The sequence below is a fragment of the Aetokthonos hydrillicola CCALA 1050 genome (assembly GCF_017591665.1).
Taxonomy (GTDB): domain Bacteria; phylum Cyanobacteriota; class Cyanobacteriia; order Cyanobacteriales; family Nostocaceae; genus Aetokthonos; species Aetokthonos hydrillicola.
In genome coordinates this window covers 47,927-65,126 of record NZ_JAAKGC010000043.1, presented here as the reverse complement: position 1 = coordinate 65,126, position 17,200 = coordinate 47,927, and the positions used below count along the sequence as shown (strand labels likewise).

The window sequence follows — 17,200 nt, the reverse complement described above, 5'->3', positions numbered from 1 at the left end:
CTCCAAAACATCTAAAGTTATTTGTTCTATGAGTATTCCTGCTTGAGTAGGAGTTAGATAATTCTGATTAACTAACCAACAAATAGCTAGATAATCTGGGTTTGGTATTGCTTGATTTTCAATACCTGTTTCAAAAATAACTTGTATTTGCTTACAAATTCCATTGTGTAGAGTAGGAATCTGTTGATTGAATCGCCGTAAGTTTCTGTAAATAAGCTCAAACTTCTTCTCCACTAAGGAGGCGTAAATCAGTTTACCTTCATTAAAATAAAATGACCAAGAAGCTGAAGTGGTGAAAACTTGCAAACAACCATTAGAGGTTTCATTAGTGATTTTAGTTAATAGTGAGAGTGGCTGAAGAGTTTGAAAAAATCTGTATCTACCAATAGGGATAGTATTCATAAGTATGGTGTGGGGATCAAAGAAATATTTGTAATGGAAAGGTTGTGAATATCCTTTTTGGCATTCACAGCAATATCTGAATATGAGAACAATCATGCTATTTACCAAATAGCAGAATAGCTCAAGACGATTTTCACACAGATATTTTTAGGGTGGTCACTAGCCACCTTTCTTTCTAAGGATTGTTTCTAAGGTTATAAGAGGCGTTCTAGCCGTGTTAAATTTTGTTCACCTGCTTGATTTTCTGTAGTGATGCAAAGGTGACTCGCTAAGAATAAGGCAATCTCTTTATAATTGCTGGAAACGCTCTCTAAAACCGTCTTATCGTAGATGCTCACCCAAGAAAATTCTGAGTGTCACATTTAAGGATTTGCAGCGTAACTCAAGAAGTATAAAACATACAAGAATAAACAGTCCCTTAATACTGCGTAGGATTTACCTTTTTTTCCAAACCCCACGCGTCATACCCCATAACCCATGCCCCGTGCCCTATGCCCTATGCCCCATGCCTTACACCCTACACCCCACACCCACCCCGAAGGAGGTTGTTAATGGAGAGCAAAAATGTGGCTTGATACTTTAAGGGTTTTTGCGCAAGTCAATGTTGGTGATTTTATCAATAATGGTGCGACAACAGCAAAAACCATTACAGATAGTTGGAATAATCAGTGGGTAGATTTGTTGCAAAATAACACCAATACTAACTTGTATGGTGCACTGACAAATTTAGGTATCTTTTTTGCAGTAGGAACTCTACTGTTTTTCATGATCAGGTGGTTAAGAGATGCTATATATGCTGAGTCTTCTAGTCCGCTATCGGATTTGATTTGGCCCTTTATTGTGGTAGCATTATTAGCTAATCCAGGAAATGGAACAGTGCTTTCTGACCTAACGCTGGGTGTAAGAAATTATATTAACACCATTAATCAGCAAGTTGTGAAAGCTGGGGATATCGATCAAAATTACCAGCAAGCACTGAACTTGAGTATTGCAGAAGAAGTAGCAGGTTCTTTTTTGCGTCCTTGTCAAGCATTGACAGGTGATCAACAAACTGAGTGCTTTGTCAAAGCGAAAGAAAAAATTGATCCCCTTTGGGTAGAATACAGGAATCTATACGGCAATAAAACTTGGATTGATAGACTAGAAACGAAGGTAAACCAAATTACAGAAAATACGGGTACTGTATCAGAAGTTTCATTTAATGCTTTACTGGGATCAACGGTACAAACGAGTATCAAAAGTTTTCTAATTTCTTTACAATTTGCTTTTCAGAATTTGATAGAAGCAACAATGCTGCTTATAGCAGCTTTAGGACCATTGGCGATAGGTGGATCTTTGCTACCTGTGGCTGGGAAACCCATTTTTGCATGGCTGACTGGGTTTTTGTCTCTTGGAATTGCCAAAATTTCATTTAACATTATTGCAGTCTTGACTGCTACAGTAATTGTCAATGGACCAGCACAAGATGCTAATGCTGACCCAGACTTGATGTGGTATATAATCTTTTTGAGTGTTTTAGCACCGATTCTATCTTTATTAGTGGCTACTGCTGCGGGGTTTGCAGTATTTAATGCCATCAGCAATACAACTTCGTGGGTGAGAGAGCGGGTGTAAAGCCTTAAAAATAAGGGGAAATAGGGAGAGGGATTTGGTACATGGTTCGATTACTGGAAAAAAGAAAAGCAACAGTTAGTCTTTTGGGAACCTTTGCGATCGCTACTTTAGGTTTACACTTATTCACTTTATTTTTACTAATCTTCCAAGGGTTTACTATTCGCAAACTGAGTCTTCAAAAAATTCCCACATTTGTACAGTTAGTTGACGGTAAACAAGTTACTAACATCAACAATTTGGAAAGAGATAACGAAGCAATTCGTCAATTCGTTAGTAAAACAATGACGTCAATGTTTAACTGGACTGGGACGCTACCGCCACAAACCATAGAACAAGTCACCAACCCTACACAAGATCCAGGAATAAATATTACCACCCCACAAGGTACTAGAAAAGTTACCACAAGCAGTTGGGTTGCGAGTTTCGGACTCTCAGAAGATTTTCGCAAAGGTTTCTTAGCCGAAGTTGGCAACATGACTCCACCAGAAGTCTTTTCCAACATTCCCAGTCAAGCTATAAGTGGACAGTTAATTATTAAGCGAGTTTATCCTCCTAAACCCATTGAACCTGGGAAATGGGAGGTTGGCATAGTTGCTAATATTATTCAGAAAAAACGTTTTGAAGATAAAACAATAGTAACTCCTTTCAATAAAGATTTACTTGTCAGAGCAGTCGATACTTTCTCCTATCCAAACGACACAAGTACGGAGCTACAAAAAGCAATTTATAGTGTTCGTTCTGAAAAAATTGAAATTTATGAAATGCGGAATTTGTGTCTACTAGATCAATATGAGAAGCCAAATGGGCAGCAGTTTCCCATATGCGGCAATACGCAAAATAATTTCAACCAATAGCAAAACCCAAAGAAACTTCTTTCACCACCAAGGATGAAAGAAGTTTCTTTCCCAATACCCAATACCCAGTCCCCAATACCCAGCCCCCAATACCCAGCCCCTAATGCGATTAATTAACCAAGAAAACAAAAAAACGAATATACTCCCATTTTTGACAGTAGTGACATTTGGTCTACATTTGTTTACATTACTGTTACTAATGTTTCATGGTTCTCTCTTGCAGCAATTAAATCGTAAAAATAAAGCACCAAGCTTAGTGCAACTGGTAGATGGTAGTACTCTAACAGCAGAACCTAAAGAGAATTTAGAGCGAACCCCAGAGACGATTCGACGCTTCGTGGGTGAAACAATGACCTTAATGTTTACATGGTCACAGAAACAACCACCAAGAACAGTTCTTCAACTTGGTTCGGAGTTAATAGCTGATAATTATCAGAAAAATTTTCAGTCACTAATGACTAATTTAAACCCAGGAAATCAATTTGAAAATATAAGTAGAGGAACTGAAAGTGTATTGATAATACAGAGAATTACCCAGCCAGAACAAATAGAACCAGGTAAGTGGAAAGTAGAAATGTTTGCCAATAGTTTGATATTTGGCAGCGCCGACAAACTAGGCAAGTCAACACCTTTTAGTAAGCAAATTTTAGTGCGCGCAACAAACAAACAGTTAGCACCTCTACCTGATGCACCGCTTCCATTACACTTAGCAGTTCGCAGGCTCGGGCAGGCAGAGCTAGAAGTGTATAATATATGTGAAATAAAAGATATAAAATGCTCTAGAAATTAAAGAATTATGACTAGATATGAAATTTCACCCAGAGGTTCAGACACTACAGATTTAGAGCTACGGATGGCAAGGTTGGTTGGTTTAGAAGAAGATACAGAATCTTCTTCAGAAGATTCTGTATCTTTAAAAGAACCAACCATTTCAGAACCACAAGAAGCTCAAACCACTGCACCCTTATCATCTAATCCCTTTGCCAAAGTAGGTGTCGTCGGGGCTGCAACTTTGGCTCTAGTGCTATTTGCAGGTGCATTTTTGTCACAAATTATGAGTGGCAATCATAGCAAACCTAAGCCTGTTGTAGTACCAAAAATGCCATCGCGTCCATTTAATGAAGCAAGTTTACAGCAGCAACAAGGAGCAGAAATAGAAGCACTTAAAACAAAACTTGCTCTTGCTCAACAAGCAAATGATGTAAAAGCAGCACAACAAGAACTGAGAAGTCAAAAACCTCTATCGCCAACCATTGTAGCTAAGCCAACACCACGAGTACAAACACCAACACCCGAACGCACTGTTTACGTAACTCGCACAGTACAAGTCCCTCAGCGATTGCCTGTACCTCAGAACCAGTTACCAGTCGCTCCACCAACGCTTGAGCCCTCTGTTGAAACAACTCCACTACCTGCACCACCAGATCCGATGCAAGAATGGGCAAGATTAGCAAAGTTAGGTAGCTACGGTCAAGTTTCTAACAATGGTAAACAAAGTCCAGTCACGCCATCAGTTGCGCAAGTAGGAAACCCTCAACCCCTCCAACCTGCCAAAAACGACTATATTGCCAGAAATCAGCAGCGACCAACTTACGTTCCTCCAGTTACTCAAACAATAGCAAGGCAAACTTCCAATAAATCAGTCAAGCTTGGTAGTACAGCTAGAGGTGTTTTAGTAACATCTGTATATGGGGAAAGTACTAACAATAATTTAAACCAGAATAGGAATAACCAGAATCAAGGTACGGGGAATCGTACTAATAATAACATATTTGTCGTCAAGTTGACCCAAGCATTAAAAGCAGCAGATGGTAGTACTGCATTGCCAGAAGGTACACAAATCTTCACTAAAACTCGTTCAATTTCTGACAAAGGCTTGGTAGAACTTGAGGTATTTAAAGTCGTTGCTCAAGAAAATGGCAAAGATGTAGAGAAAAGCATATCCCCAGATGCACTGACGATTCGTGGTACCAGGAGTAAACCTTTAGTAGCAGATTTATATAAAGGTAGTGGAGGATCACACCTTGCAAATGATTTACAATTATTCCTGTTAGGCGGTGCTGGTAAAGTAGGAGAAGTCTTAAATCAACCTGAATCAAAAATAATTTCACTGCCTACTACTTCCACTAGCGGTAATGTGACTACCACTACTACTTCTACTGCTATCCAAAACGATCCTAAAAGAAACATTCTCGCTGCGGCTTTAGACGGTGGTGGCAAAAATGCAGTTACGGAAATGTCTCGGCGTATCCAACAGGCAAACTCTCGCAATCTCCAAGAGCGAACTAATATTTGGTATTTGCCTGCAGGAAAAGAAGTTGAGATATTTGTGAGTCAAGAAGTCAATTTATGAGGAGTCAGAAGTCAGAATACAAGAGTCAGAATGCACAACCCATAAAGGGATGTGTTTTAAGAAAAGTTTCAACCCCTATCTCGTCCACAAGGAACGAAGTTTTAACCAGTATTTATCATTCTGATTCCTTGCTCCTGACTCCTGTATTCTTCTTTATAAATTTTCCGCAGAATTTTTAATGACGGACTCATAATGTCAAAATTTCTGGTAAAGTTGAGAAGTTTGGACACTTTTTAGCAAAACAATTCCCAACAATAATCTTTGACTTTGTTGGGCGATGCGTTTCATAAAATGAACAACATCCATTTTCAAGACAACACCCAGAAAAATCACTATCTGTTAACTTTAGCTTCCTTTATTATTTCGGCAGCAATATTATTGCTAGCAGGTCGTGTCTTGGGCCAAGAAGCTATTAATAATCGTATTTTACGTTCCCTATTCTCCTGCCAAGCTCAAGGTTTAGGGGGGGTATTACCTACTATTAAAGTTTGGTACCAACAAGGAACAAACTTAAGCTTTATTCAAGCAGGAGAAGTGGTTAAAAAAGTTTGGTTGGACGATCCATCACAGGTAACTCTAGACTTTGATGGTCCAGTGTGTATGCAGTTTGGTCAACAACAAGGTTCAGCAGTAGGCGATTGTGAAAATTCCGGAGCAAATGTCATTCACCTGAGAAGAATTAAAAAACTAAACATACCCGGACTGACTAATACTGATAATCAGACACTTTTAACAGTTGTAACTGAGGGTCAAGGAAAAAGAAAAGTATACACCTTTCAAGTTCTCTATAGTGACGGTGCACCTGAGTATAAAACTCTAGCAATTTTTGGTGATCCTTATAATAATGAGAGGGATTGCGTGAGAACGAGAAATAATTCTCAGCGCTAAACATCTGGTTCTACTCCCAAAGCCCGCAATTGTTTAGCCAATTGTTCTGCACGCTCACGCTCTTTATCTGCACGCTCACGTTCCTTCGCTGCTAACTCAGAACCCCATAACAATATTTCTCCATCTTCATTCCACCAACGTAACCAATGACCGGTTCTATTTTCTCGGGTTCCAAGCCACGTCCCTAAAAACAAATTAATTTCTGCAATCCAGTAACGGTTGTTCAAATCTGGTGTTTGAAGTTGATAGCGCTGTGAACTGTCTAGCTGATAAACTTCTAAAACTCCCTCATCTGGCTCAAAAATGGCATAATTTGGCACTTGTAAAACTTGCTCGTAATAGAACCATTTGCCCGGAGGATACGTTGGTTTAATGGAATACTCTTTACCATCCGTATCTGAGAGAAACTCCATAACAAAGGTTGGAATATCACCTTGGAGTTGTGGTGTATAACTACGCTGGATTTGCTCTCGCGATACTCGAATAGATGGTACATATCCCCAATCTGGTGCTTTTACCACAATTTGGCCATTCACTGTAGCGCAAATACCATAATTTGTCATTGTTAAGGCATTACTAGGTAATCTTCCTGCAAGTTCCAAGCTTTCTGTTAAAGCTGCTGCGAGGAGTGGTTGGTTAATGTTATCCACAGGCTCATTGTCTAAAACAAAATCATCTGGTAACTTTTCCCAAGTCACTTTATAAGTAGTCTGACTGGCTAACATGGTAAATTGCCTCGTTTATGCCATCTTTGCTTATAATCATACCGTTTACTCCCAAGGGACGGTTATCATCATCACCGAAAACAGTACTATTGTTCTACCATGTTAAAGGTAATAGTGATACCATTAAGAACTATTTCGCGTCGCCTGTGTTCCAAAAGCCAGATGATATGTCAAATCCTCACCTAGCCGCTTCCTTGAACGGACATCTCCCTCACCCCACCCCCAGCCAAAATACAATCCGCATCCGGGGTGCTAGGCAGCATAATCTCAAAAATATCAACTTAGAATTACCACGCGATCGCCTGATTGTTTTCACGGGTGTTTCTGGTTCTGGCAAATCTTCCTTGGCGTTTGATACAATTTTTGCAGAAGGGCAACGGCGCTACGTAGAATCCCTGAGTGCTTATGCACGGCAATTTTTAGGACAATTGGATAAACCGGATGTTGAGGCGATTGAGGGTTTAAGTCCGGCGATTTCCATTGACCAAAAATCTACCTCTCATAATCCCCGCTCTTCTGTTGGTACAGTTACCGAGATTTACGATTACCTGCGACTGTTGTTTGGACGTGCGGGTGAACCACATTGTCCTTTATGCGATCGCTCTATTGCACCACAAACAATAGACGAGATGTGCGATCGCATTCTAGAACTACCAGATCGCACTCGCTTTCAAATTCTTGCGCCTGTTGTTCGGGGTAAAAAAGGGACACACAGCAAACTTTTATCAAGTCTAGCGTCTCAAGGTTTTGTGCGGGTTAGGGTTGATGGTGAGGTGAGGGAATTATCTGATTCAATTGACTTGGATAAAAATTCTAACCATACGATAGAGGTGGTTGTTGACCGCCTTGTGAAAAAACCTGATATTCAAGAGCGTTTGGTTGATTCTCTTTCTACGTGTCTTAAGCAATCAAGTGGAATAGCCGTTATTATATATACTTCAGATAACCAAGAACAAGAATTAGTCTTTTCTGAAAACTTTGCTTGTCCAGAACATGGCGCGGTAATGGAAGAATTATCACCGCGTTTATTCTCTTTCAACTCTCCTTATGGAGCTTGTTCAAACTGTCATGGAATAGGGACTTTAAGAAGATTCTCTCCAGATTTGGTAATACCAGATCCGCAAGCACCAATGTATTCAGCAATTGCGCCCTGGTCAGATAAAGAGCATTCTTATTATTTAGAGTTGTTATATAAACTTGGTCAAGGTTACGGATTTGAGCTTCAGACGTTGTGGAATGATTTAACACAAGAACAGCAACATGTGGTTTTACATGGAACAGGGAAGAAGCAAAAGGATCAAGATTTCAAAGGCGTACTCCCAATGTTGCAAAGGCAGTATGACGGTGGTTCGGAACTCGTTAAGCAAAGGTTAGATCAGTATTTGGTTGATCAGTCGTGTCCGGTGTGTGAGGGGAAGCGTTTAAAACCAGAAGCATTAGCGGTACGATTGGGACAGTACAAAATTTTGGATTTGACTGGGGTATCGATTCGGGAGAGTCGGGAGAGGATTTCGCAGCTAAAGTTGAGCGATCGCCAACTACAAATTGCTGATTTGGTACTCAAAGAAATTAAAGCGAGATTGCAATTTCTCTTAGATGTAGGGTTAGATTACCTTACATTAGATCGTCCAGCAATGACACTCTCTGGGGGAGAAGCACAACGAATTCGTCTAGCAACCCAGATTGGTTCTGGTTTAACAGGGGTTTTGTACGTTCTAGACGAGCCGAGTATTGGTTTGCATCAACGAGACAACGGACGATTGCTGCGCACTTTAGTGAAATTGCGCGATTTGGGCAATACCTTAATTGTAGTAGAGCATGATGAAGAAACAATACGGGCTGCTGATCATATAGTTGATATTGGTCCTGGTGCAGGTATTCATGGAGGAGATATTGTCGCCCAAGGTGATTTACAAGCATTACTAGACGCAGAAAAATCGCTAACAGGCGCGTATTTGTCAGGACGGAGCGTGATTCAAACTCCACAAGCACGCAGAGAAGGAAATGGGCTCAGTTTGGTGATTCAAAATGCTCACCGCAATAATCTAAAAAATATAAATGTAGAAATACCCCTGGGTAAGCTTGTTGCTGTTACTGGCGTTTCTGGTTCTGGTAAATCGACCTTAATCAACGAATTACTCTACCCTGCACTGCAACATCATCTTCTGAGAAAAGTGCCTTTTCCTAAAGAGATAGATGGAATTCAAGGATTAGATGCGATTGATAAAGCAATTGTTATAGATCAATCTCCTATCGGTAGAACACCACGTTCTAACCCAGCAACTTACACAGGCGTTTTCGACGTTATTCGAGACGTATTTTCTCAAACAGTAGAAGCCAAAGCAAGAGGTTATAAACCAGGACAATTTTCATTTAATGTTAAAGGTGGACGTTGTGAAGCTTGCAGTGGTCAGGGCGTGAACGTCATTGAAATGAATTTTTTACCTGATGTTTATGTACAATGTGAGATTTGTAAAGGTGCGAGATATCACCGCGAGACTTTACAGGTGAAGTACAAAGACAAGTCTATTTCTGATGTACTGAACATGACCGTTGAAGAAAGCCTAGAGTTTTTCACAAATATTCCTAAAGCAGTGAATAAACTCCAAACTCTAGTAGATGTGGGTTTGAGTTATATTCGACTTGGACAACCGGCAACAACATTATCTGGCGGTGAAGCACAACGGTTAAAATTAGCCACAGAACTTTCACGGCGCGCCACAGGTAAGACACTTTATTTGATAGATGAACCAACCACAGGGTTATCTTTTTATGATGTTCACAAATTGCTGGATGTGCTGCAACGTTTGGTTGATAAAAGTAATTCAGTCTTAGTGATTGAACACAATTTAGACGTGATACGTTGTGCTGATTGGGTGATAGATTTAGGACCAGAAGGAGGCGATAAAGGAGGAGAAGTTATTGCTGTAGGTACGCCAGAAGAAATTGCAGAAAATTCTAGGTCTTATACCGGTCAGTATTTAAAGCAAGCGTTGCAGCAATATCCAGCGGTAGAGGTAGGGAGTGAAGTGTAACTCCCTAAAATTAAACTGCGGTAATATACGTCGACACTTACGAATTGCTCAATGGGTGGCAAACTCAGTAAATTGGCGCATATAAGGGGAGTGAAACGCTAAAACGATATCAGATGCAGGCACGCCTTGCTCCAGTAATAGTGTAGCTATACCCACTTCAGTGCCATCATGCTGAATCCAAATCTTGCCGTCTTTTATATCGAGATGTATACTACATCCATGTGTCCGACTATTATCGCGCCAGCCTGTATGTAGTAAAAGGTAATGGTCACGCTCAGTATCCAAAATAGCTTGTGTTTCTATTTCCTCTTGCCCTAATCGTCGCTGTGCCCTTTCTAAAATTAATTGTTTGATAATTTGACGATATTGTTCTACAGCCATTGAACAATCACCTCCTGTTTTTCATTATAAACAAGTAGGTTAATTTGAGTTCGCTCAATTACTGACCGTGTAAAACGACGTTGAAAGAACGATTTATAAATTGACTCTGGTACAGCAAGATAAAGTTTTCGTTGCGGATCAACTTCTTCAAGAGCAAATTTATAGTTCAGAAATTGCCCCAGAGCAGTGTGAAATTCCGAGACATTTGATCCCCCAATAAAGCTCTTGATTTCAACTGCAATTTTCTCCCCTGAACGTTCGGCAGCCAACATTTCTGCCGCTAAATCGATTTCAAAATCTACATCACCAACAGTGATCTCATAAGGGTCAGCAGTAATTGTCCACCCTTGTTTTTCCAAGCCAATTCTAACAGAATAATGAAAGCGGTCTTTAGCCATTAAATTTTTCGTGACTTTTAGCTTGACAAAATAACTGCCATCTCAATTTTACCTGTCTAGATCAATTTTGATTTACTGAATGCCGCTCCACTCAGGTAAAAAAAGAACCTTTGATTCTTTCTAAACAGGATGGAATTTCTAGTCGAAGACAGAAAACATATTGTAAACTCAGCGCAGCGGGGTTTTACCTGGCGCAGTGTTTGCAGCTTAGAAACCTCCGATCTATCTTCCAGAAGAGAAATTAGTATTGCACGATGATGCAATCAAGCCAGAAGTATAGGGGGCAGTTGTAGGAGCTTGATCTGTTAATATAACTGTGCCTCTTTGGTTAACATACCACCCTCGGGCTGGAGGCGGTAGCTTTGAAATCTTTGTGTTCCCTCTATCTAATTTGGAATTAGAAATATCTTCTGCTTGAGCAGAAGAAGGTTGAAACCTTGTCAAAGCTTCGCTGTTTAGTGGATCGTTGGGGCGAGGTGGTAAACCTCCACGCCCTAATACAGTAAGCTCACTTTTGTTTCGTTCTCTTGTTGATGGACAGGCTTGTGCAACAATTTGTTCAGGCTTAACAACCTCTTGTGGCAAATTGATCACTTCTTGTTTGATTTGAGTATTTGGTGTCTTGACGTTTACAACACCGTTAAACCCTAATGTTGAACTAGCACTAATTTGGCACTCGGCGCAGGTAAATAAGCCAGAAGTACTTATCTGGATATTTCCGCCTCTCCCTCGGAAGGCATTAGCATTGATTGTGCTACCTTCTAATAAGACCACAGAGTTAGCAAAGGTAACGTTAGAACTACTAATATAAATGTTTCCTCCGTTACCAGTGCCTTCTGCTTGTGCTGATATCTGAGTGACGTTGCGAAGTTGTAAAGTATTAGTTTCGAGAGTGATGTTACCACCTTCACCTGATTTGGTGCTTGCAGATAGAGTCCCATTATTATCAAGCTTGATCAAGTCAGCTAGGATTTCGAGATTACCAGCCTTCCCTATACCTAAAGTTTTTACATCTATAGTTCCCCTATCTTGAACAACTACAGAACGAGCATTGATTCGCAAAGTTCCTGCATCTCCTGAACCGCTATTCCTCACAGTCACTTCACCACCATTTGAAACAATCAACCGTCCTGTATTAATCGTCGTGTTTCCTGATTTTCCTGTTGGAGACGGAGGCAATCTAAAAATCTGTTGCAAGCTAGGATCTACTACACTTGCAGAAGCACCAATGACACTAGAATTAATAGATCCTGGTACTGTATCTTTAACTTCTACAAAATCACCAGCATTAATAACGATACTGCCAGAAGAACCACTGGCAAAGGCAAAAGCGCCAACTCTTCCCCCTTTTTCTACTGTTAATCTTGGTGTATTGATTGTAAGAATACCAGCATCTCCAGCGCTAAATGAGGAAGCTAATAAACCGCTAGGAATAAAAGATGCCGCGTTCACTCCACTGATGCTTATAGAATCAGATGCATTGATGTAGAGATTTCCGCCTTTACCCGTTCCCAGAGTAATAGAGTCAATTGTTCCGCCTGCGCTTGTGGTTAAGCGACTAGTTGATATTATGTTATCACCGGCATCTCCAGATCCAAAAGCGGAGGTAACAATAACACTAGTAACGCTAGGATCAAGAGCGCTTGTACCTACGACTTGTATGGATTTGGAAGCATTGACATTCACCTTACCACCTGTTGCCTCGCTGTAGGTATTGGCAGCTATACCTGCGCCTCCTTCTACAGTTAATTGAGGAGTGGAAATTTCAACATCTCCTCCTTTCCCAAGCCCCACTGTTTCATTTCTAATGCTGCTGCGAATTGTACTATTGGCGTTGGTTCCGAGCGCTGCCACAGACTCTGAGGTGTTGATCCTAATTGCTCCTGCAGCTTGAGAACCTTGGTTTTGAATTAAAATCAGGGAACCATCTTGGATTGTGAGATTTCGCCCTTGAATCTGAATAGATCCAGCATTAACACCGCTAGCATCTGCTAATGAGAGCGATCGCATATCAATATCTTTGAAAGAAGACACTCCTTGATAGCCTAAAGTCCAACCACCCAGAGTTGGTTGAATACTAACTAATCCTTCACCAACACTACCTAACTCTATTCTTCCGCCCTCTGCTGTGAGTGAACCTCCGTTGAGATTAATATCACCCCCAACCAATGCCAACGTTTGTCCTGGTTGTACTCGCAAACCAGTTGAACTAGTACCTCTAGTTACAGGTGAGAAAATGTTATCAGCTGTGGTTAAATTATGACCGGTACCTTGCACATTAATTGCTGCGGCTTTTTGCCCAAATTGCAAGCCTATCGGAACACTAATCGTTAATAGGGGCAAAGTCTGAGGATTTGTTGCACTATATTCCACACCATCAGCAAACTTAATGCTATTTGCTGTACTTGCTAAAAAAGATCCACCAATATTTAACTGTGCATTGGAACCAAAATTAATACCGTTGGGATTAATTAGGATCAAGTTAGCACCGCCATTAGCTTGAAGTAAACCATTAATGATAGAGATATAATTGCCAGTTACTCGAGTAATGATATTGCTAATGTCTAAGGCATTATTGAAAAAAGCCGTATTGCCAGATGGAACTGAGAAATCTTGGAAACTATGGAATAAGTTGCGTCCGGCTCGTGTTCCCCCTGTGATATTGAAGATACTGCCGTTGATTGTAACGTTGGAGTTATTAGATAGTGTCCTATCAGGTGTAATCTGAGCAGTTGCAGAGTTAGTAATCAATGCACAAACTCCACCTATCATCACACCTAGTAGTTTATAGCAAATACGATCTATCCCCAACATTGCAGTCCCCTTTAAAACCCAAGTAACCCAGAAGCCATTAAAAATAAACTACCAAACAAATTATCATTAGATGAAATTTATGCAAATCTGGGTAAACATCAAGTTGACAGCTAATAACCCCCACTCACCCGGAGTACCAAGTATAGTGGGAGTCTCATGGGTAAAATAGATAACGACGCGATCCCCTTTCCTAACAAAAATTTGCAAAAACTCGTTGATTAACCAATTACGTCAATTACTGGATGAAAGTAGAATGCTAACCCTAAAACCGTATAAGTAGCTAAGAGCAAAAGACCTTCTAACCAGTTTGAGCGACCATCAGAACTGATAGAATTAGTGATCAAAACTGCCACAGCCACTGACACTAATTCAAAAGGGTTAAAATTTAGATCCATCGGCTTACCCATTAACCAGCCTGCCAAAACTAAAAATGGAGCGACAAACAAGGCAATTTGCAAGCTTGAGCCCATAGCTACGGAAACCGAAAGATCCATTTTATCCTTCATAGCTACTGTAACTGCTGTAGCATGTTCGGCGGCATTACCAATAATCGGTACCACGATTACCCCTGTAAACAATGCTGTCAATCCTAATTGAGATGTAGCTGCTTCTAGTGAATCCACAAGTAGTTCTGACTCAACAGCAACAGACAAAGTAGTCAACAACAGTACACCCGTCCAGAACCAGACATTAACTTGGGGTTTACCTTCAGCAAGATTTGACTCTGCTAATTCAACCTGCTCTTGTTCAGCTAAACCCACTTCATAGAGGTATGAGTGAGTTTTCATAGAAAATAGCAACGTCATTGCGTAGACGAAGATTAACACCAAAGCAACACCAATAGAAAGACGCTGCATTGTAGTTGGAGCGATTCCACTGGAAGTAAAGTTGACTGCTGTTGGTAGTAGGATAGCGATTACAGCTAAGTTCATTAACGAAGCATTCACTCTGGCAACGAAGGGTTGAAATGTCTGTTCTTTGTAGCGCAAACCTCCTAGGAGCATAGCAAAGCCCATGACTAACAGTAAGTTACTGATAATCGAGCCAGTTATACTAGCTTTGACAACGTCCAATAATCCAGCATTGAGGGCAATTAGGGCAATGATCAGTTCAGTAGCATTACCAAATGTAGCATTTAGTAGCCCTCCAAGTGTTGGACCCGCAACGACTGCAATTTCTTCGGTAGCTGCACCCATCCAAGCTGCTAAGGGTAGTATAGCTAAACCTGCTGTTAGAAACACACTCAGGGGTCCCCATTCTAGAAAGTGAGCTGCGAGAGAAATTGGAATAAACAGCAAAAGTCCCAGAAAAAACAGTTTGTTGACAGACATTTCTAAATTTAATGTACGGTATACAATTCTTGCTTAGTTATAACCTTAATGCTGCGCAATTTGGAGAAGGTATATTTTCCTTTATCAAAATTCTGGGTGAAAAAAAATCGTATAATAGCATGTCGCCCCGGACAGGGGGCGTAGAGACTCTCCGCGTCTTTGAGCCATATCTAACCCAGAGATAGTTTTCTTCTACCCAAACTAAGATTATATGAAAAGTTTGGATTATAATGAATCCCGGGAGTACTCAATCAAAAAAAATCTATGTAGTCGAAGGAGCTTGCTCCATTTACATAATGCGGCTAAAACAGCCGCACCAAAACTTTAACAGTTGCGATACTCCCATAAAATCCAACTTTAAAGTTGCAAAATTATTGTTCGCAGGTTAGTAGGAAAGTTGATAAACAATAATAGATATTCTCAAAAGAGAGTTTCACGGCAAAAGATCCTCCAGTATAAATTCGACAATTTTATGTCCAGGGGAGGAATCTCTGTCTTTCTAGCATTATTATCATTATTCTTTGCGTCTTTTGCTATAATGACGCTCGCACGTTATATTTCTGAATGGTTTTTCCCTAATAAAAATTTAGACGCTTCCTCAGATTTGGCCTGGGATGTATTTGTCCAGCTTATAGGACTAAGAGACGCAGGAGATAATGCCAATTTAGCCACTAAATTTGTAGGTGTAATCACAATTTTTGTTGGTTTAGTGTTATTCTCTAGTCTTGTGGCTTTTATTACCCAGCAGTTTGAATCAAGGCTTGAGTTACTACGTAAGGGTAAAAGCTTGGTAGTCGAAGACAACCATACCTTAATTCTTGGATTCAACGACCGAATCACAGATATTATTAAAGAGTTAGTGGTAGGTAATGAATCAGAACCAGATGCTGTTGTTGTAATACTCTCTCAAGAGAATAAGGAGGATATGGATGATTTCCTCCGAAATAATATAGGTACTCTTAAAACAACACGATTAGTCACTCGCAATGGCTCAATGACTAATATAAGTGACTTAAATAAAGTTGCAGTCAAGGATGCAAAATCAGTTGTCATTTTAAATGATGCTAAACCCTCAGATTCTGAAGAATCTAAGACTTTGTCTGATGCAAGGGTACTCAAGGCAATCTTAGCAGTTGTGGCAGCAAACGAAGAAGAAAAGTTACCACAAATTGTTGTGGAATTATACTCACAACAATATCGGCGACTTGCTGAAAGCATTGCTCCTGAAGCAATCACAACTCTTAGTGAAGCAGATATTCTAGCTCGGATTCTAGTGCAAACCTCACGAAACGTGGGACTAGCAACAGTATATCTCAACTTGGTAGGTTTTCAAGGAAATGAATTTTATTTCTATCGCCCTCTTTCAAGCTGGCAGAATCTAACTTTTGGAGAATTGCCATTTCATTTTTCTTATGGAGTACCCATAGGTGTGCGTCATAAAGATCGTAATCTAACACTCAACCCAAACAAAGATTACAAATTAGATGACGAGGATGAAGTCGTTATTTTAGCAGAAGATGATTCAACTATTCAGTTACATTCCCAGCCTCTAGTCAAACCAAAAGATAAGCGAGATTCCGCAGGAGTTTCTGCGCGAAGACAAACCTTAGAGCGAAAAATTGAGAAGTATCTTATCATTGGTTGGAACAGCAAAGCACCAATTCTTTTGAAAGAATATGCAAAATACCTAGCTGAAGGTTCGCAGGTTAACTTAGTGACGCAAAATCTGACGGATGCAGTGCAAGCTGAATTTAACAAGATTGCTAATATCTACCCACATGTCAAGATGGAGGTACAAGAAGTTAATGTCGATTCAGTTAAAGAGCTTGTAACTTTAAAACTCCACGAGTTTAATAGTATCTCGATTTTAGCAGGTAGCGGCGAAACTGCTGAAGAAATTGATGCGAAAACTCTCACTATCCTGTTGGAACTTAGGCAAATTTTTCAAGAGTATACTGCTCAAACTGGAAATAAAGTTAATACTGAGTTGATCGCAGAAATTATCGATTCGGAAGACACTGATTTAGTTATCAAAGCAGGTGTTAAAGACTTTTTGCTTACCAATCAATTGGTGTCTAAAATTTTAGCCCAAGTATCGCAGCAGCCAGAGGTGTTATCAATATATCGTCATTTGTTCTCGGCAGAGGGGAGCGAACTTTATATTAAACCAATATCACTTTACTTCCCAGAAGAACAAATTGGGGATCTGACATTTGCTGACTGTATACTTGCTGCTCAATATCGCCAAGAAGTTTGTATTGGTGTAAAAATTAGCACTCAAGCACATGATAAAGACAAAAACTTTGGACTAGATTTAGTACCTCGTTTGGATAAGCAGCTGCATTTGACCCCCAGTGATGCATTAATTACTTTAGCTGTTGATGAAATTTAAACGAACAAAGAGT

13 protein-coding genes are annotated in these 17,200 nt (G+C 40.1%); 7 read left to right on the top strand and 6 right to left on the bottom strand.

Features of this window, described 5'->3' with window-relative positions; all coding sequences use genetic code 11:
* Window positions 1-402: DUF4388 domain-containing protein (locus G4P69_RS20985; RefSeq protein WP_339385399.1), on the bottom strand; the 402-nt coding region annotated here is incomplete at its 3' end.
* Between the two features lie 564 nt (window positions 403-966).
* Here G4P69_RS20985 and G4P69_RS20980 point away from each other — a divergent pair.
* The 5 genes from G4P69_RS20980 (at window position 967) to G4P69_RS20960 (ending at window position 6,111) form a co-directional block, all read left to right on the top strand.
* Window positions 967-2,016, top strand: a complete 1,050-nt coding sequence (locus G4P69_RS20980; RefSeq protein ID WP_208338362.1) for a hypothetical protein — start codon at window positions 967-969, stop codon at window positions 2,014-2,016.
* Window positions 2,017-2,057: 41 nt separating this feature from the next.
* Window positions 2,058-2,870: a hypothetical protein gene (locus tag G4P69_RS20975; protein WP_208338361.1), complete on the top strand. Its 813-nt coding sequence runs from the start codon at window positions 2,058-2,060 to the stop codon at window positions 2,868-2,870.
* Between the two features lie 103 nt (window positions 2,871-2,973).
* Complete coding sequence (locus G4P69_RS20970) at window positions 2,974-3,660, top strand: hypothetical protein (protein WP_208338360.1); 687 nt, start codon at window positions 2,974-2,976, stop codon at window positions 3,658-3,660.
* 6 nt (window positions 3,661-3,666) lie between these two features.
* Window positions 3,667-5,223, top strand: coding sequence for a TrbI/VirB10 family protein (locus G4P69_RS20965; RefSeq protein WP_208338359.1), 1,557 nt, complete (start codon window positions 3,667-3,669; stop codon window positions 5,221-5,223).
* Window positions 5,224-5,514: 291 nt separating this feature from the next.
* The gene (locus G4P69_RS20960) at window positions 5,515-6,111 is read left to right on the top strand and encodes a hypothetical protein (protein WP_208338358.1); all 597 of its coding nucleotides are present in this window, start codon (window positions 5,515-5,517) and stop codon (window positions 6,109-6,111) included.
* Here the strand turns inward: G4P69_RS20960 and G4P69_RS20955 are convergent.
* Window positions 6,108-6,836, bottom strand: coding sequence for a Uma2 family endonuclease (locus tag G4P69_RS20955; protein ID WP_208338357.1), 729 nt, complete (start codon window positions 6,834-6,836; stop codon window positions 6,108-6,110). The two genes, G4P69_RS20960 and G4P69_RS20955, sit on opposite strands and share 4 nt — an antisense overlap.
* Before the next feature lie 167 nt (window positions 6,837-7,003).
* Here G4P69_RS20955 and uvrA point away from each other — a divergent pair, with 167 nt between their 5' ends.
* Entirely contained in the window at window positions 7,004-9,871 is a 2,868-nt protein-coding gene (gene uvrA / locus G4P69_RS20950; RefSeq protein WP_208338533.1) for an excinuclease ABC subunit UvrA, read from the top strand.
* A 48-nt stretch (window positions 9,872-9,919) separates the two neighbouring features.
* Here uvrA and G4P69_RS20945 read toward each other — a convergent pair whose 3' ends face one another.
* From G4P69_RS20945 to cax, 4 genes are all read right to left on the bottom strand, one after another.
* Window positions 9,920-10,252 (bottom strand): XisI protein, encoded by a 333-nt coding sequence (locus tag G4P69_RS20945; protein WP_208338356.1) that lies wholly within the window; start codon window positions 10,250-10,252, stop codon window positions 9,920-9,922.
* Window positions 10,243-10,650 (bottom strand): XisH family protein, encoded by a 408-nt coding sequence (locus G4P69_RS20940; protein ID WP_208338355.1) that lies wholly within the window; start codon window positions 10,648-10,650, stop codon window positions 10,243-10,245. Before G4P69_RS20940 ends, G4P69_RS20945 begins: the two co-directional genes overlap by 10 nt.
* Window positions 10,651-10,872: 222 nt before the next feature.
* On the bottom strand, window positions 10,873-13,464 hold the full coding sequence (locus G4P69_RS20935; RefSeq protein WP_243902067.1) for a two-partner secretion domain-containing protein: 2,592 nt from the start codon (window positions 13,462-13,464) through the stop codon (window positions 10,873-10,875).
* A 218-nt stretch (window positions 13,465-13,682) separates the two neighbouring features.
* On the bottom strand, window positions 13,683-14,795 hold the full coding sequence (gene cax / locus G4P69_RS20930; RefSeq protein WP_208338354.1) for a calcium/proton exchanger: 1,113 nt from the start codon (window positions 14,793-14,795) through the stop codon (window positions 13,683-13,685).
* A 538-nt stretch (window positions 14,796-15,333) separates the two neighbouring features.
* Here cax and G4P69_RS20925 point away from each other — a divergent pair.
* Complete coding sequence (locus G4P69_RS20925) at window positions 15,334-17,187, top strand: CASTOR/POLLUX-related putative ion channel (protein ID WP_208338353.1); 1,854 nt, start codon at window positions 15,334-15,336, stop codon at window positions 17,185-17,187.
* Window positions 17,188-17,200 lie beyond the last annotated feature (13 nt).

Bases quoted from the DNA above. Each gene is read 5' to 3' on its own strand.
- G4P69_RS20945 (WP_208338356.1), bottom strand. From the start codon at position 10,252: ATGGCTGTAGAACAATATCGTCAAATTATCAAACAATTAATTTTAGAA.
- G4P69_RS20935 (WP_243902067.1), bottom strand. From the start codon at position 13,464: ATGTTGGGGATAGATCGTATTTGCTATAAACTACTAGGTGTGATGATA.
- G4P69_RS20925 (WP_208338353.1), top strand. From the start codon at position 15,334: ATGACGCTCGCACGTTATATTTCTGAATGGTTTTTCCCTAATAAAAAT.
- G4P69_RS20965 (WP_208338359.1), top strand. From the start codon at position 3,667: ATGACTAGATATGAAATTTCACCCAGAGGTTCAGACACTACAGATTTA.
- G4P69_RS20970 (WP_208338360.1), top strand. From the start codon at position 2,974: ATGCGATTAATTAACCAAGAAAACAAAAAAACGAATATACTCCCATTT.
- G4P69_RS20960 (WP_208338358.1), top strand. From the start codon at position 5,515: ATGAACAACATCCATTTTCAAGACAACACCCAGAAAAATCACTATCTG.
- G4P69_RS20940 (WP_208338355.1), bottom strand. From the start codon at position 10,650: ATGGCTAAAGACCGCTTTCATTATTCTGTTAGAATTGGCTTGGAAAAA.
- G4P69_RS20975 (WP_208338361.1), top strand. From the start codon at position 2,058: ATGGTTCGATTACTGGAAAAAAGAAAAGCAACAGTTAGTCTTTTGGGA.
- cax (WP_208338354.1), bottom strand. From the start codon at position 14,795: ATGTCTGTCAACAAACTGTTTTTTCTGGGACTTTTGCTGTTTATTCCA.
- G4P69_RS20980 (WP_208338362.1), top strand. From the start codon at position 967: ATGTGGCTTGATACTTTAAGGGTTTTTGCGCAAGTCAATGTTGGTGAT.
- G4P69_RS20955 (WP_208338357.1), bottom strand. From the start codon at position 6,836: ATGTTAGCCAGTCAGACTACTTATAAAGTGACTTGGGAAAAGTTACCA.
- uvrA (WP_208338533.1), top strand. From the start codon at position 7,004: ATGTCAAATCCTCACCTAGCCGCTTCCTTGAACGGACATCTCCCTCAC.